This is a genomic window from Streptomyces sp. NPDC048211 (genome assembly GCF_043202315.1).
In the GTDB taxonomy this organism is placed as follows: domain Bacteria; phylum Actinomycetota; class Actinomycetes; order Streptomycetales; family Streptomycetaceae; genus Streptomyces.
This window is the reverse complement of record NZ_JBIDAD010000008.1, coordinates 393886-408543: the sequence shown is the minus strand read 5'-3', so window position 1 is coordinate 408543 and position 14658 is coordinate 393886. Positions and strand designations below refer to the sequence as shown.

Sequence of the window (14658 nt, the reverse complement as noted above, 5' to 3'; positions counted from 1 at the left end):
TCCCCGGGTGCCGGGCGGGCGGCGGGGGCGGTCAGCTCGTCTTCTTGGCCGCGGCCGCGCTGGTCGCCTTGCCGGTCGCCTTGCTCGTCGCCTTGCCGGTCGCCTTGCTCGTCGCCTTGCCGGATTCCTTGGCCCCGGTGGACTGGGAGGGCTTCGGCGAGCCGCTCGGCTGTGCGGATCCGTTGGCGGCGGCGACCGAGGCGACCGCCTCCTTGGCGGCCTTCTCGGCGCCCTTCACGATGTCGGCGGCGGACGGGGTCTTGGCTCCCGCGTACCCGGCACCGTTGTAGTTGAGGGTGACCACGACGTTCCCCGTACGGGCGATGACGGTCGCGTACTTGAAGTCCTCACCCGTTTTGGTGAGGTCGTACGTGATCCGGGTGGCCTGCTCACCGATGGAGCCGACGGGGGCGGTGGCGAGCTTCTTCGCACCTTCGGCCGCCTGGGCCTTGGCGACCTGCTTCGTGTAGTCCGCCTGGGCGCGGTCGGCGCCGCTGCCCAGGGCCTGGTCGGAAGCGAAGCGGGTGAAGCCGACGTCGAGCCAGCGGTACTGGGAGCCCTTGATGCCGTTGTCGTCGAGGCCGTTCCACGAGCAGCCGCCGCGCACGGATTCGTCGCTGGACTTGCCGCGGGTGCCGCTCTTGGTCTTGGCCGAGGGGACCAGGGACTTGACCGTCTTCGCGGTGATCGACTTGCACGGGTCGGGCAGCGCGGCGAACTTCGCCGGCGCGACGGCCGGTTCCGTCTGCGTCGCGTCCGGTGCGGCGGACGAGGAGGAGGCGTCGTCCTTCTTGCCGTCGGAGTCCGACGAGCAGCCGGCGACGACGAGCATCACCGGGACGGCGGCGCAGGCGAGTATGCGGGTGAGTCGCGGGGCTGATCGGTGCATGGTTCCTTCACTCGGGTGGAGCGGCGGTCGGGCGGTCCGGAGGGCCACGGTACGACGGACGGGCGCCGGATGCCGCCTCGGCAGGGAGGTCCGCGGGGCGGTCGGCGCCCTGTCCGGGACGGCCGTGGGCGGGGCTATTCGCTGAAGGTGTCCACCAGCTTCTCGCCCAGTGCCTGGGCCTTCTCCTGCAGTTCCTTGCTGTCGGGGACCTCGGTGGAGAGGGCCGGCTGCGCGGTGTACTCGATGGTGACGATGACGTTCGATGTGCGGAATACCACGCTCACCGTGCGGTGCTGTGCGGTGGAACCTGCCCGGGTGAGCGCATCGTCCAGAAACGCGCTGTCCCCGAGTGTGTCGAGGACGCGGGGCTGGAGGTTCTCGGCGGGGCTGCCGCCGGAGCCGTCGTCCGAGGTGCCGTCGTCCGCGCCGGGCGTCGCGCTGCTGGTCGGTTCGGTACCGGAGCCCGGGGCCGGGTCCTTCTTGCCGTCGGTTCCGCCGGTGCTTCCGGCCTTCTCGGTCCCCGTCGTGGAGCCCTCGGCCGAGGCCGTCGCCTTGTCCGTGCCGTCGGGCGGGAGGGAGGTCGAGGGGAGGTGCGCGGCGTCCTCCTTCTTCGCGTACACCTCGCGGGCGCGGTCGTCGTCGCTCACGGACGGGTCGTACGAGACGACGCGCTCGAAGTCGATGGCGATGCTGCGGGAGGCGTCGGGCGCGTCGGACGTCCAGCGGCAGCCGACGCGGCGGTCCGTGTCGAAGGTTCCGGCGGGCGTGCCCTCGTACACCTTGTCCTGCTGGGCCTCGGGCAGTTGCGCGGCGCCGGGCAGGAGGTCCTTCAGGGTGGCGAGGGGGATGGCCCGGCAGGCTTCCGGGAGGGTGAGGTACTTGCCCGGGGGCGCGGCGGAGGTGGTCAGGGTGCCGGGCTTGCTGTCCGAGGCGGATACGTCGCCTTCGGTGCCGGCACTGCAGCCGGCGACGAGTGCCGCGATCAGCACGGCGCCGGGTACGTACGCCATTCGTCGCACGGTCCTGGGCTCCCTTCGCACGAAAAACGGTTGCCGCTCGATGGCGGCCGGTGGACACAATGTGTATCGCACGCGCCGCTGTGAATGCCGGTCGGCCGACTCATTTGCCGACCTTGGCACCGGTTTTGCGTTTTCAGACTTTTCGGGGGAATCGAGGAACTATGTCGTATGTAGAGGTGCCGGGTGCGAAGGTGCCCATCCGTATGTGGGCCGACCCGGCGTCGGTCGAGGACGTCGCGATGCAGCAGCTGCGCAACGTCGCCACCCTGCCCTGGATCAAGGGCCTCGCCGTGATGCCGGACGTCCACTTCGGCAAGGGCGCCACGGTCGGGTCGGTGATCGCGATGCACGGTGCGGTCTGCCCCGCGGCGGTGGGTGTGGACATCGGCTGCGGAATGTCCGCGGTGAAGACCTCGCTGACCGCCAACGACCTGCCCGGGGACCTGTCCCGGCTCCGGTCGAAGATCGAGCAGGCCATTCCGGTGGGCCGGGGGATGCACGACGATCCGGTGGACCCGGGCCGGCTGCACGATCTCGGGGCGGCCCGCTGGGACGACTTCTGGGCGCGGTTCGACGGGGTGGCCGACGCGGTCAAGTTCCGTCAGGAGCGGGCCACGAAGCAGATGGGAACGCTCGGATCGGGAAATCACTTCATCGAGTTCTGCCTCGACGAGGCGGGTTCGGTCTGGCTGATGCTGCACTCCGGGTCCCGGAACATCGGCAAGGAACTGGCCGACTTCCACATCGGCCAGGCGCAGAAGCTGCCGCACAACCAGGGGCTCGTCGACCGTGACCTGGCGGTGTTCCTCGCGGACACCCCGCCGATGCAGGACTACCGCAACGACCTGTTCTGGGCGCAGGAGTACGCGAAGCTCAACCGCGCGGTCATGATGGCGCTCTTCCAGGACGTGGTCCGCAAGGAGTTCAAAAAGGCCAAGGTGACCTTCGAGCCGGTCATCTCCTGTCACCACAACTACGTGGCGGAGGAGCGGTACGAGGGCATGGACCTGCTGGTCACCCGCAAGGGGGCCATCCGGGCCGGCTCCGGTGACTTCGGGATCATCCCGGGCTCGATGGGCACCGGCTCGTACATCGTGAAGGGTCTCGGCAACGAGAAGTCCTTCAACTCGGCCTCGCACGGCGCGGGCCGGAAGATGAGCAGGAACGCCGCCAAGCGGCGCTTCTCGACGCAGGACCTGGAGGACCAGACGCGGGGCGTGGAATGCCGTAAGGATTCCGGCGTCGTCGACGAGATCCCGGGCGCCTACAAGTCGATCGAGAAGGTCATCGACCAGCAGCGCGACCTCGTCGAGGTCGTCGCGAAGCTGAAGCAGGTCATCTGCGTGAAGGGCTGAAAGCGGCGGACCGCCGGCGGGGTGAGGCCCACGGGGGAGCCTCACCCCGCACATGTGTCCGTGTGCGGGCGGTCAGACCGTGCGGTGGACCTTGGAGTTGGACGCCTGGGCGCGGGGGCGGACCACCAGGAGGTCGATGTTCACGTGGCTGGGGCGGGTGATGGCCCAGGTGATCGTGTCGGCCACGTCGTCCGCGGTGAGGGGGGCGTCGACGCCCGCGTAGACCTTGGCGGCCTTCTCGGCGTCGCCGCGGAAGCGCGTGGTGGCGAACTCCTCCGTCTTGACCATGCCGGGGGCGACCTCGATGACGCGGACGGGGGTGCCGACGATCTCCAGGCGCAGGGTCTCCGCCAGGACGTGCTCGCCGTGCTTGGCGGCCACATAGCCGCCGCCGCCCTCGTAGGTGGAGAGTCCCGCGGTCGAGGAGAGGATGACCACCGTGCCGTTCCCGCCCGCGGTGAGGGCCGGGAGCAGGGCCTGGGTGACGTTGAGCGTGCCGATGACGTTGGTCTCGTACATCTGGCGCCAGTCCGCCGGGTCGCCGGTGGCGACGGGGTCGGCCCCGAGCGCGCCGCCCGCGTTGTTGACGAGGACGGCGAGAGTGCGGAACGCGGTGGCGAACTCGTCGACCGCGGCACGGTCGGTGACGTCCAGGGCGTAGGCCGTGGCCTCGTGGCCCGCCTCGGTGATCTCGGCGGCGAGCGCCTCGATGCGGTCCTTGCGGCGGGCGGTCAGCACCACGCGGAAGCCGGCGGCCGCCAGCTGCCGGGCGGTCGCGGCGCCGATGCCGCTGCTCGCTCCGGTGATGACGGCGATGGGGGATGCGGCCATGGCGGGCTCCTCGGACAGCTGATCGGTACGGGGTCAGGATAGGCAGGGGCGCGGTCAGTGGTTGCGGGGGGCATACATGATCACGGCCATACCGGCCAGGCAGATCAGCGCACCCGTCACGTCCCACCGGTCGGGCCGGTAGCCGTCGGCGGCCATGCCCCAGGCGATCGACCCCACGACGAAGACCCCGCCGTACGCGGCGAGCACCCGCCCGAACTCGCCGTCCGGCTGGAGGGTGGCGACGAAGCCGTAGGTGGCCAGGGCGATGATGCCCCCGCCGATCCAGGCCCAGCCGCGGTGTTCGCGGACCCCCTGCCACACGAGCCAGGCGCCACCGATCTCGAACAGGGCGGCGACGACGAAGAGGGCGATGGAGCGGATCACGGACATGGGGGGAAGCGTGCCATGGACACGTACCCGAGACGCGCCGAACCAGTGGGTAAATATGGATAATTCGTGATGATCTGTATCTTCAGGGCATGGTCGTGACGCGTAAGGCTTTGCTGGGTGTGTCCGCTGCGGCGGCAATGGCGTCGGCGGTGGCGCTGGGTGTGGGCGGGACGGCCGCGGCCGTCGGATCGCCCGTCGGTACGCCGGTGGGGCGGAACATCGCACCGGAGGCGGATGTGTCGCACCACGGGCATGTCTCGTTGTGGGGTACCGGGCTCGGGATCTGGCTGCGCAGCGAGAACCGCGGGCCGGCGGACCTGGCCGGAGTCACCGTGCGGCTACGGGTCTCCGTACCGCTGGCCGGCCGCCAGAAGCTGCCGCAGGAGTGCCTGCGGGCCGACCGGGCGACCGTGCTGTGCCGGACGGGTGCGTTGCACGCGGACGGTTACGAGCAGCCGCGGCTGGCCCTCGAACTACAGCTCGCGGGCCGCCCGGCGGAGGTGGTCGTCCGGATCGACACCGTGTGGAACGGCGGGGCGGCGGACCGGAACGCGAAGAACAGCGAGCACGAGGTGCTGGCGCTCGCCACGGGGGACGACTACGTCTTCTGAGCGGGCCTGGCCCGGTCCCACAGGTGCGGCGGGGCTTGAACGCCTCGGGCGGTGCGGGCGTCCGGGGCGGCTCGACTGTCCGGGGCGCGCCCCCGTCCGGTCCCTCGCCCATGACGCGGGCACCGGCCCCCCCTGGTGAGGCGCGCCTGCGGGAGCGAGGGCGTGGGCGATGTCCCGCTTCGTACACTCTCCGCATGCCGCAGAAGTCATCCGCCCCGCGCCGCAGCGTGCTGCTGGCCGAGCTGGCGGTCACGTCGCGCCGCTACATGGCCTCGTACGCCCTGTTCAACCAGGCCGTCGCCGACCACCTGCGGCTGCACCCCACTGATCTGCAGTGCCTGAACCTGCTCGGGCTGGAGGCCGGTCCCGTCACCACGGGCCGTGTCGCGGAGCTGACCGGGCTCACCACCGGGTCGGCGACCCGGCTCGTCGACCGGCTGGAGCGGGCCGGCTACGTGACCCGCGAACGGGACACGGCGGACCGGCGGCGGGTGCTCGTCGCGACGGTGCCCGAGCGGATGGCGGAGTTCGGTGCGGTCTGGGAGCGGCTGAACAGCGGTTGGGCGGCGCTGTTCGATGCGTACGGAGACGACGAAGTCGCCTTCCTCATCGCCCATATGCGGCGCACGGTGGAGCTGAGCGCGGTGCAGATCGAGCGGCTGCGCGACGGCGACACCGCCTAAGGCCGTGGCGGCGCTCCGGTCGGGGGCCTGTCCGGTCCGGCCAGGGCGTTGCCGAATTCGCGGACCGCGTCGGTGACGATCGCCTCCAGCCGGGCGTGGTGGGCGCCGTGCCAGTACACCCGGTCGCACTCCGTGCACTGGGCGAAGACGTCGTACGACCGCTGCGTGCCGCGTTCCAGATGTGCGCTGACGGAGTCCTTGTCGGCCGCCGTCAGCGGTCCGTTGCACGCCGTGCATCGCGTCCACGGGGCAAGGACCGGCGCGAACCGCTCCAGTACGTCACGCAACTGCGCCTCGGGGCGGTCGCTGTAGACGTACGCCCCCGCCCAGATCTCCCGCCGGTGCAGCAGCCCCCGGTCCCGGGAGAGCAGGACCCGCCGCTCCGTCGCCGAGCGCGTGGCCAGGGCCGGATCACCGATGTCCTCGCTCTCGTACGCCGCGTCGACCCCGAGCAGCCGCAGTCGTCGCGCGAGCGTGCCGAGGTGGACGTCGAGCAGGAACCGCAGGGGTGCGCCCGGCACGCTCTGCGGACGCCGGACCGCCCGGACGTCGACCGTCTCGCCCGCGGCGGGGATGTGTGAGACCGCGACGGGGTGCCCGTCGACGAGGAGCTCGCCGGCCTCGGTGAGCGGAACGCCCAGTGACTCCACGACGTGACCGAGGGTGGACGAGCCGTCGGTGGTCACGGCCGTCCGGCCCAGGCGGCGTTCGTGCGCGACGAAGAGGCGGAGTTCGGGAGCGACTTCGACGTGGATCTCGGGTCCGTTCACCTGGTCAGGATGTCATCGGGGCGGGCGGCGGGCCACGGAATTCGGGATCGTGCGCGTGCGGGCAGGAGCGCGCGTGCGAGGCGTCAGGCGCGGAAGGCGTCGGCGTGCCCGGAGGCCCAGGCCGCGAAGGTACGGGCCGGACGACCGGTCAGTTTCTCGGTTTCGCGGGTGACTTCGGCGGCGGACCCGTCCGTGGCGGCCCAGTAGTCGAGCAGTGCCTCGGCGATCTCCTCCGGGACGAAGGGCGAGACGGACGCCTTCCAGGCGGCCCTGCTCACGGTGCGGACGGTGACGGGACTGCCCGACGCGGCGGCCAGCAGCTCGACCTGCTCGGTGGCGGTGAGGGATTCGGGGCCGGTCAGGTGATACGCCGAGCCCTTCAGCCGCGTGTCGGTGAGGACGGCGAGGGCCGCCTCGGCGATGTCGGTCTCGTCGATGGGGCTGGTCCGGCTGTCCGGGTAGGGCAGTTCGACGGGGCGGCCGGACCGGAAGGACTCCGACCACTGGTAGGCGTTGCCCGCGAAGGCGCCGGGGCGCAGCAGGGTCGTGGTGAGGGGGGAGTCGCCCAGCGCCTGTTCCACCGCGTGGTGGGAGGCGGCGATCGGGTTGGACCCGGCGTCCGGGCCGAGGACCGCGCTGGAGGAGAGCAGGACGATGTGCGCGACGCCTGCGGTCCGTGCGGCGGCGAGGAACTCGGTGATGCGGGACGGCTCCGCGTAGAGGAAGACGGAGTCGACGCCTTCCAGGGCGGCCGCGAAGGTGCTGGGGTCGCCGAGATCGCAGGCTGCGGACGGGACGCCCGCCGGCGGCGAGAGCTCGCCGGAGTTGCGGGAGCCTGCGCGCACGGCGTGGCCGCGCTCGTGCAGGAGGGAAACGAGTGCGGAACCTACGCGGCCGCGGCAGCCGGTGACAAGGGTGAGCATGGGCGGGTCTCCTCGGGGTGCGGGGTGGGTGGGGCGGAAGTCTGGGCAGATTCGCCTGCGACACACATAAGCTGCGTGACGCAGGTAAATATCCAGGAGGCGGAGGCACCCGTCAAACGCTTTGTGCCCCGCCCCGGTGCGGTCGCCCCGGGTCCGCTCCGGTGAGGGCATCCCCGGGCCGTCCCCGCACGCCCGCCCCCGCGCGCGCCCTCGCACGCCCCCCGCGCGCCCGCCCCCGCGCGTGCCCTCACACGCCCCCCGCGCGTGCCGCTCCAGCCGGTCAGCGTTCCGGGTGGAGGTCCAGTCGCCAGTCGTGGGTCAGCATCGGGTGTCCCGGCGGGTACTCGATCTCGCACGCGCCGATCAGCTGGAAACCCGCCTTGCGGCACACCCCGTTCGACGCGCCGTTGTCCACGGACGGGTAGGCGTGCAGGTAGCGGTGCTTGTTCTCGGCACGCGCCTGCTCGGCCACGGCCAGCGTGGCGGCCGACGCGATGCCGCGGCCCTGGAACTCCGCGAGGACGGCCCACCCCGTCTCGTACACCTCCTGGCCCTTCCAGGTGCGCTCCCAGAAACCGATGGTGCCCACGGCCTCGGCCTCACCGGGCAGTGCGATGCGGAACATCCTGCCCCGGCCCGTCCGGTCCGCGCTCAGCGCCACATAGCGGCCGTGGCGCCCTATGAGCTGCTCCTCCGACTCGGGGCCGCCGAGGTGGTCCATCAGCTCCGGTGCGTTGGCACGGCGGAGCAGTTGGAGGTCGCTCCGGGACCAGGGTTCGAGCCGTACGGATGATGCTGCGGTCCGCTCCATGCCAGAACTGTAGGACGGGCCACTGACAGTCAGCGGGCGCGGGCGTGCTCGGCGAGCGCGGTCGGCGGGACGCCGACCGTGGCCGTGAAGTCTCTGACCAGGTGCGCCTGGTCGCTGTAGCCGAGATCCGCGGCGAGCTGCGCCCAGTCCACCGCCGGGTCCGACTCGGCGCGTTCCAGTGCCTCGTGGATGCGGTAGCGCAGGATGACCCACTTGGGGCCGACGCCCACGTAGGTGGCGAACAGACGCTGCAGGGAGCGCACCGACAGTCCCTCGGTGCGGGCCAGTTCGTCGACGCGGCGGACCGTGCGGTCGGTGCGCACCAGATCGACCAGGGCCATGGCCTGTTCGGCCTGGGGATCCGGTTGCGGGCCGAGCGCCAGCAGATACGCGTCGAGCGCCGCGACCCGCGCGTCCTCCTGCCCGGGGTCCAGCACGGCCGACGGCGGGGCGGGCGGCGCGAACACCTCGGATGCCGGGACCCGGCGCCCCGTCCACTCCGACACGGGCCGGCCGGGTGCGAACGGCCGGAAGCCGCCCGGCCGGAACTGCACACCGCAGACCCGCCCCCGCCCCTCCAGCTTCTGCGTGAAGAGCTCCAGCCCGATGCCCGAGACCTCCGCGAACCCGGCGTCCTCGTCGCCGCAGCCCGCGTACCGCTCGAAGACCAGGTTGACGCTGGGGTGCGGGACCAGATGGGAGGCGTACGGGTGACGCAGGTCCCAGTCGATCAGCCAGTAGTGCTCCAGGTAGGGGCGCAGCGCGGGGGCGGGTTCGCGGCGCCGGAAGCGCACGTGCGTGAACAGCTCGGGGGCGTCGACGATGCCCCGGGTGTCGCGTCGGGGACCTCGGGAGCCGGGCATGGCTGCCGATCCTATGACGCGGTCGCTTCCGTGTCCCATGTGTCGCGTTTCTTCAAGACCCGGGTCGTGGCCGGGTGCAGGGTCGAGGCATGAAGAAGATCAGTGAATTGCTGGATGCGGCGGCCGGCGGCGCGCTGCCCGTGGTGCGCGGGATCGACGACAGCCGCCTGGAAGACCCCACACCGTGCGCGGAGTACGACGTCCGTGCCCTGATCAGCCATCTCGTCCAGGTGGTCGTCAACTTCACGGCGCTCGCGGCCAGGAAGGACGCGGACTTCGGTGAGACCCCGGACGCGGTCGTAGGGGACTGGCGGCGGCGCTTCGGCGAGGAGACGGCCGCGCTGGTCGAGGCGTGGGCGGCGCCGGGCGCCGAGGAGGGAACCGCGGGCTCGATGGGGTTCCCCGCCCGGACGGTGGGACAGATGGTGCTCGGTGATCTGACCGTGCACGCATGGGACCTGGCCCGGGCCACCGGCCAGGAGTTCGTGCCGGACGCGGACGTGGTGGACGAGATCGGGCCCGCCCTGGCGGGGATGGCGCCGAGGGCCCGCGAGGCGGGCATGTTCGGCGAGCCGTTCCCCGTACCGGACGGGGCTAGCCCCTTTGCGCGGGTGCTGGCGCTGACTGGTCGTGATCCCGGCTGGCAGCCGTCCCGGGCCTGACGCCGATGGCCGGAACCGGCGTGTCCGCCGTCGGGCTGTCGTAGAGCGTGCCGAGGGTGCCGTACGCGCCCTCCACGATCCGCTCGGCATCCACGAGCATCGCCCGCTCGGCGAGCCGGGCCGCCTGATGGGTGTACGGGGACGGCGGCGCCGGATGACGGCGCCGCCACCAGCTCTCACACGCTGCGTAGATGCCGCCGGCGAAGACCAGTACGGGAATGGACAGAGCCAGCAGAGTGTCGCCCACGGCAGGCCCCCTTCAGAGTCGATGCCTCCTGCATCGGCAGGTGCGACACGTCAGCTGAAGATCATTCTTCGGCCAATGAATGGCCGGATAGGGCTGGCTGAAGGACGCTGTTCGTGCAGGTGGGCGGCAGGGGTGACGCGTACTGGGCCGCGTGTTCGGCGGCGGACCGCTCAGCGGGGTGTGTGTTCGGCGGGAGCGTGTTCAGTGGGGGAGGGGATGTCGCGGCGGCCGTGCCCCAAGGTGCCGGGGGACTCGGCCGGCGGGGGGTGCGGGGCGCGGAAGGTGAACGCCTCGGGGCCTTCCCCGACGTCGCGGATCAGGGCGATGCGGTTCATCGCCTCGTCGACGCTCGGGCGGTGTCCTGCGGGGACCCACCACAGGGCGTGATGGAAGTCGGCGAGGCGCTCGAACCATTCCCGGCGGCGCGCCAGCACCTTGAGGTGCTCGCTGCGGTACGTGAAGTTCCGCAACGCCTCGGCCGATTCCCACACCGAGCAGTTGATCAGGAGCATGTCGTCGTCGTTCTCGGGACGCAGGTTCGTCGCGTCGGATCCGCTGTCGTCGACCATGCGCCAGACGAAGCCGGGTGCCTGATCGGCGACCGCGTTGATCTCCGGGAGCTGGGCGACGAAGTCGGCCAGCCGGGGGCTGTCGAGTGGGGCGAGGATGCGCCCGACGTTGACCTGGGCCAGGTGGAAGTTGGTCACCGGGCAAGCATGGCCGGGTGAACCTTCTAAAGTCAATGAATACTTTTTTAGACTGCGCCTGCCGGGTCCGCCGGGTCCGCCGGGTCCGCCGGGTCCGCCGGGTCCGCCGGGTCCGCCGGGTCCGCCGGGTCCGCCGGGTCCGCCGGGTCCGCCGGGCCCTTCGCGGTCTCCTGTGCCGTTTCCTGCGCGGCTTCGAGGGATACGCAGCACCCGTGCGGCAGGGGATCCATCGCGGCTTTCCAGCCCCGGCCCCCGGGCAGCCCGGCGAGCAGGCCCTGGATCTTCGCCAGGTTCATCCCGCAGACCAGGGCGGGGAACTGGTCGGCCAGGGCGTGGAACGGGCAGTTGTTCAGCCGGAGCGTCCCGCCGTCGTGGAACGGCTCGTAACCGCGCGAGCGCAGCGCCTCGACCGGATCCGTCTCGCGATCCGAGGCGCCCTCGGCCTCCCCGGCCGCCCTTGCCGCCGTCTGCAGTTCTCCGTCGAGCCCGGCCTGCTCCACCACTTCGGCCAGCAGCCGGCTCGCGGTGTCGTAGGAGCGGGGAGGTACGGACACCGTGCGTTCGCCCTCGGCCCGTCGGTACAGCTTCGACGGCCGGCCCGCCCCCGGGCCGCTGCGCCCCGAAAGCCGCCGGAAGCACACCTCCAGCAGTCCGGCCTCGACCAGCTTGTCCAGGTGGAACGCGGCCAGCGAGCGGGACACCCCGACCGCTTCGGCCGCCGCGTCCCGGCCCACCTCGCCCGGCGCCCCGGTGACGTGCCGGTACAGTCCGCGCCGCACGGGATCACCCAGTGCGGCCAACGCCTCCAGGGCGGCATCCTCGCTGCTCACGGCGCGACTCTATAACTAACGGCGATTGACGAAGCCGTCGCCGGGAGGGGGTGGGGTCAGGGCCACACCAGGCAGTACGCCTGGTGTCCCGCGTCGTGCAGACGATGGCTGAAATCCTGCCACTCGTGCAGCAGCTGGTAGACGTTGAACGCGTCGCGCGGGCCGCCGCGGTCGGGAACCGTCGACCAGATGAAGGCCGCGGCGCCCACGGACTCCTCGCCCACGTCCCGCAGCGGGTCCACGACCGTCATGGGGAGCTTGACCACCGCGTAGTCGGGGTGCAGGACGACCAGCTCCAGCGGCGGGACCTTGTGCAGGGGTATGCCCTGTATGCCGGTGAGGACCATCGCGGCCACCGTCTCCGGCTTGATCTTGGTGAACATGCCGCCCATGCCCAGCTCGTCGCCGCCGAGCTCCTCGGGACGCATGGAAATGGGCACGCGTGCGGCAGTGGCCCCGTCGGGGGCCCCGAAATACTTGTAGGTCACCCCCACCCGGCCACCACTCCTGCTTCCGGCTCCGACCTGTGCGCCAGCGGACTGTATGCCCTGCTTGCGCTCAGCCTCGCGCCGGTGCCGACCCCGCCGGGCAGGCTCGGGCCCCAGGTCGTCGGTCCCTTCGCCCACTCCGCCACCGCGATGCATATTTCATCCACCCGACTACTAACTAGGAGACACAGCCCCCGCCGCGCAACCCGATCATCGTGTCAGTGACCTCCCCCGCGGGCGTGCGGTGAAACACCTGTCCGCAAGTCCGTCCGTGGCTCTGACACCATGGCATGTGTGAGCTTTCCCTATGACGCCCCTGACGCCTCAGTTTCGCAGACGCTTTTCGACCGCGCGTCCCTCGTGACGCCCGGTGGCGTGAACTCTCCTGTACGTGCCTTCCGGGCCGTGGGCGGTACGCCCCGCTTCATGGTGTCCGGCAAGGGTCCGTACCTCACCGACGCCGACGGTCATGAATATGTTGACCTCGTGTGCTCGTGGGGGCCGATGATTCTCGGCCATTCCCACCCCGATGTCATCGCGGCCGTCCAGGAGGCTGTCGCCCGCGGCACCTCGTTCGGTACGCCCGGCGAGGGCGAGGTCGCGCTCGCCGAGGAGATCGTGGCCCGGGTCGAGCCCGTGGAGCAGGTACGGCTCGTGTCGTCCGGCACCGAGGCGACCATGTCCGCGATCCGTCTCGCCCGTGGTTTCACCGGCCGGGCGAAGATCGTGAAGTTCGCCGGCTGCTACCACGGTCACGTCGACGCGCTGCTCGCCGCCGCCGGGTCCGGGCTGGCGACCTTCGGCCTGCCGGACACGCCGGGCGTCACCGGCGCCCAGGCCGGCGACACGATCGTGCTGCCGTACAACGACCTGGAGGCCGTGCGGGCCGCGTTCGCCGCGCAGCCCGGCGAGATCGCCTGCGTGATCACCGAGGCGTCGCCGGGCAACATGGGCGTCGTGCCGCCGCTGGACGGCTTCAACGCGGGGCTCAAGGAGATCTGTGCCGCCAACGGCGCGCTGTACATCTCCGACGAGGTCATGACCGGCTTCCGTACGTCGAAGGCCGGCTGGTTCGGCATCGACGGGGTACGGCCCGACCTGATGACGTTCGGCAAGGTGATGGGCGGCGGCTTCCCGGCCGCGGCGTTCGGCGGCCGCGCCGACGTGATGGCGCACCTGGCGCCCGTCGGCCCGGTCTACCAGGCGGGCACCCTCTCCGGTAACCCGGTCGCCACCGCGGCCGGTCTAGCCCAGCTGCGACTGCTGGACGACGCCGCGTACGCGAAGGTCGACGCGGTCTCCGCGGAGATCCGGGGGCTGGTGAGCCAGGCCCTGGACAAGGAGGGCGTCGCGCACACCGTGCAGGCGGCGAGCAACATGTTCTCCGTCTTCTTCACGGACGGTCCCGTGCGCACCTATGACGACGCCAAGCGGCAGGAGGCCTTCCGCTTCACGGCGTTCTTCCACGCGATGCTGGCGCAGGGTGTCTACCTCCCGCCGTCCGCGTTCGAGTCGTGGTTCGTCTCGACCGCCCACGACACCCGGGCCGTCGAGCGGATCGCCGCCGCGCTGCCCGCAGCAGCCCGCGCCGCATCGGAGGCCACCGCATGAGCGAGACCAGCAGCAACGCCGGACGCAAGGACATCACCGTCGTCCACCTGATGCGCCACGGGGAGGTGCACAACCCGGAGGGCGTGCTGTACGGACGCCGGCCCGGCTACCACCTCTCCGAGCTCGGCCGGCAGATGGCCGACCGGGTCGCCGAGCACCTGGACAAGCGCGACATCACGCATGTCGTCGCCTCTCCGCTGGAGCGGGCCCAGGAGACGGCGACGCCGATCGCCAAGACGCACGGCCTGGACCTCGCCACGGACGAGCGGCTCATCGAGGCCGCCAACGTCTTCGAGGGCAAGACCTTCGGCGTCGGCGACGGGGCGCTGCGCAAGCCGGACAACTGGAAGCACCTGACGAATCCGTTCCGGCCGTCGTGGGGTGAGCCGTACATCGAGCAGGTCGTCCGGATGATGGGCGCCCTGGACGCGGCGCGCGACGCGGCCCGTGGCCACGAGGCGGTGTGCGTCAGCCACCAGCTGCCGATCTGGATCGTGCGCAGCTTCGTGGAGCGGCGCAGGCTGTGGCACGACCCGCGCAAGCGGCAGTGCACGCTCGCCTCGCTGACCAGCTTCACGTACCAGGGCGACAAGATCGTGTCCGTCGGGTACTCGGAGCCGGCCCGGGATCTGGTGCCGGCGCATCTGCTGGCGGGGGCGAAGCCGGTGAAGGGGGCGTCGAAGGGGTTCGGCGCGTAAGGGCTGTCCCCGGGCCGGAGGTCTTCGGGGCCGGGCCCGTCCCCGGTTCGGCCGGTGGGCGGGCCCGGGTTCGTCCGGGTGACCGCTCGTCCTCGATCGCCGGACCGGCTTGATGCGGGCCGCTGCGGTCCGAGATGTGGCCGTTCGGCGGCCCGAGGTGAAGTTCCTGACTGTTTGTGAGCCAACCGGGCGGTATTTGTGCGCCCGGGTTTCGTGCTGCGGTTTTTGAGGAGGTTTCGGGGTCGATCTTGCGTTCGGTCATGGTCGGGG

General features: G+C 71.4%; 17 protein-coding genes and 1 pseudogene. 6 read left to right on the top strand and 12 right to left on the bottom strand.

Going from position 1 to position 14658, the window contains the following annotated elements; genetic code table 11:
- Window positions 1-31 precede the first annotated feature (31 nt).
- Both ACGFZA_RS28675 and ACGFZA_RS28670 read right to left on the bottom strand, forming a co-directional pair.
- Window positions 32-889 (bottom strand): DUF3558 family protein, encoded by an 858-nt coding sequence (locus ACGFZA_RS28675; RefSeq protein WP_393682840.1) that lies wholly within the window; start codon window positions 887-889, stop codon window positions 32-34.
- A 134-nt stretch (window positions 890-1023) separates the two neighbouring features.
- Window positions 1024-1899 (bottom strand): DUF3558 domain-containing protein, encoded by an 876-nt coding sequence (locus ACGFZA_RS28670; RefSeq protein WP_385286520.1) that lies wholly within the window; start codon window positions 1897-1899, stop codon window positions 1024-1026.
- Between the two features lie 170 nt (window positions 1900-2069).
- Between ACGFZA_RS28670 and ACGFZA_RS28665 the strand changes: the two genes are divergently transcribed.
- A complete protein-coding gene (locus ACGFZA_RS28665; RefSeq protein WP_385286518.1) occupies window positions 2070-3263 on the top strand; it encodes an RtcB family protein in 1194 nt (397 codons plus the stop codon).
- A gap of 72 nt (window positions 3264-3335) precedes the next feature.
- Here ACGFZA_RS28665 and ACGFZA_RS28660 read toward each other — a convergent pair whose 3' ends face one another.
- Both ACGFZA_RS28660 and ACGFZA_RS28655 read right to left on the bottom strand, forming a co-directional pair.
- A complete protein-coding gene (locus ACGFZA_RS28660) occupies window positions 3336-4094 on the bottom strand; it encodes an SDR family NAD(P)-dependent oxidoreductase (RefSeq protein ID WP_385286516.1) in 759 nt (252 codons plus the stop codon).
- Between the two features lie 54 nt (window positions 4095-4148).
- On the bottom strand, window positions 4149-4484 hold the full coding sequence (locus tag ACGFZA_RS28655) for a YnfA family protein (protein WP_219567274.1): 336 nt from the start codon (window positions 4482-4484) through the stop codon (window positions 4149-4151).
- An 89-nt stretch (window positions 4485-4573) separates the two neighbouring features.
- On the opposite strand from ACGFZA_RS28655, the gene ACGFZA_RS28650 reads away from it, so the two are divergent.
- Window positions 4574-5095, top strand: a complete 522-nt coding sequence (locus ACGFZA_RS28650; RefSeq protein WP_393682837.1) for a hypothetical protein — start codon at window positions 4574-4576, stop codon at window positions 5093-5095.
- A gap of 194 nt (window positions 5096-5289) precedes the next feature.
- On the top strand, window positions 5290-5778 hold the full coding sequence (locus ACGFZA_RS28645; RefSeq protein ID WP_393682835.1) for a MarR family winged helix-turn-helix transcriptional regulator: 489 nt from the start codon (window positions 5290-5292) through the stop codon (window positions 5776-5778).
- On the opposite strand, the gene ACGFZA_RS28640 is transcribed toward ACGFZA_RS28645, so the two are convergent.
- From ACGFZA_RS28640 to ACGFZA_RS28625, 4 genes are all read right to left on the bottom strand, one after another.
- Entirely contained in the window at window positions 5775-6548 is a 774-nt protein-coding gene (locus tag ACGFZA_RS28640) for a Mut7-C RNAse domain-containing protein (RefSeq protein WP_393682833.1), read from the bottom strand. The two genes, ACGFZA_RS28645 and ACGFZA_RS28640, sit on opposite strands and share 4 nt — an antisense overlap.
- 83 nt (window positions 6549-6631) lie before the next feature.
- Window positions 6632-7471, bottom strand: a complete 840-nt coding sequence (locus ACGFZA_RS28635) for an NAD(P)H-binding protein (RefSeq protein ID WP_393682831.1) — start codon at window positions 7469-7471, stop codon at window positions 6632-6634.
- 280 nt (window positions 7472-7751) lie between these two features.
- Window positions 7752-8282 carry a GNAT family N-acetyltransferase gene (locus ACGFZA_RS28630; protein WP_393682829.1) on the bottom strand — a complete coding sequence of 177 codons (531 nt, stop codon included), beginning with the start codon at window positions 8280-8282 and terminating at the stop codon, window positions 7752-7754.
- Window positions 8283-8311: 29 nt separating this feature from the next.
- Window positions 8312-9145 (bottom strand): DUF6597 domain-containing transcriptional factor, encoded by an 834-nt coding sequence (locus ACGFZA_RS28625; protein ID WP_393682827.1) that lies wholly within the window; start codon window positions 9143-9145, stop codon window positions 8312-8314.
- 89 nt (window positions 9146-9234) lie between these two features.
- Here ACGFZA_RS28625 and ACGFZA_RS28620 point away from each other — a divergent pair, with 89 nt between their 5' ends.
- A complete protein-coding gene (locus ACGFZA_RS28620; protein WP_393682825.1) occupies window positions 9235-9807 on the top strand; it encodes a TIGR03086 family metal-binding protein in 573 nt (190 codons plus the stop codon).
- Here ACGFZA_RS28620 and ACGFZA_RS28615 read toward each other — a convergent pair.
- The 4 genes and pseudogenes from ACGFZA_RS28615 to ACGFZA_RS28600 all read right to left on the bottom strand — a co-directional run bounded on the left by ACGFZA_RS28615 (window position 9740) and on the right by ACGFZA_RS28600 (window position 12235).
- Window positions 9740-10054, bottom strand: coding sequence for a hypothetical protein (locus ACGFZA_RS28615; RefSeq protein ID WP_385286503.1), 315 nt, complete (start codon window positions 10052-10054; stop codon window positions 9740-9742). The genes ACGFZA_RS28620 and ACGFZA_RS28615 overlap by 68 nt on opposite strands.
- A gap of 170 nt (window positions 10055-10224) precedes the next feature.
- A complete protein-coding gene (locus tag ACGFZA_RS28610) occupies window positions 10225-10761 on the bottom strand; it encodes a DUF3291 domain-containing protein (protein WP_393682823.1) in 537 nt (178 codons plus the stop codon).
- A gap of 182 nt (window positions 10762-10943) precedes the next feature.
- Window positions 10944-11591 (bottom strand): annotated as a pseudogene (locus tag ACGFZA_RS28605) (helix-turn-helix transcriptional regulator); the annotation flags it as partial.
- Between the two features lie 56 nt (window positions 11592-11647).
- On the bottom strand, window positions 11648-12235 hold the full coding sequence (locus ACGFZA_RS28600) for a hypothetical protein (RefSeq protein WP_385286497.1): 588 nt from the start codon (window positions 12233-12235) through the stop codon (window positions 11648-11650).
- A gap of 129 nt (window positions 12236-12364) precedes the next feature.
- Between ACGFZA_RS28600 and hemL the strand changes: the two genes are divergently transcribed.
- A complete protein-coding gene (hemL, locus tag ACGFZA_RS28595) occupies window positions 12365-13690 on the top strand; it encodes a glutamate-1-semialdehyde 2,1-aminomutase (protein ID WP_385286495.1) in 1326 nt (441 codons plus the stop codon).
- Window positions 13687-14388 (top strand): histidine phosphatase family protein, encoded by a 702-nt coding sequence (locus ACGFZA_RS28590; protein WP_219567288.1) that lies wholly within the window; start codon window positions 13687-13689, stop codon window positions 14386-14388. Before hemL ends, ACGFZA_RS28590 begins: the two co-directional genes overlap by 4 nt.
- Window positions 14389-14658: the final 270 nt, after the last annotated feature.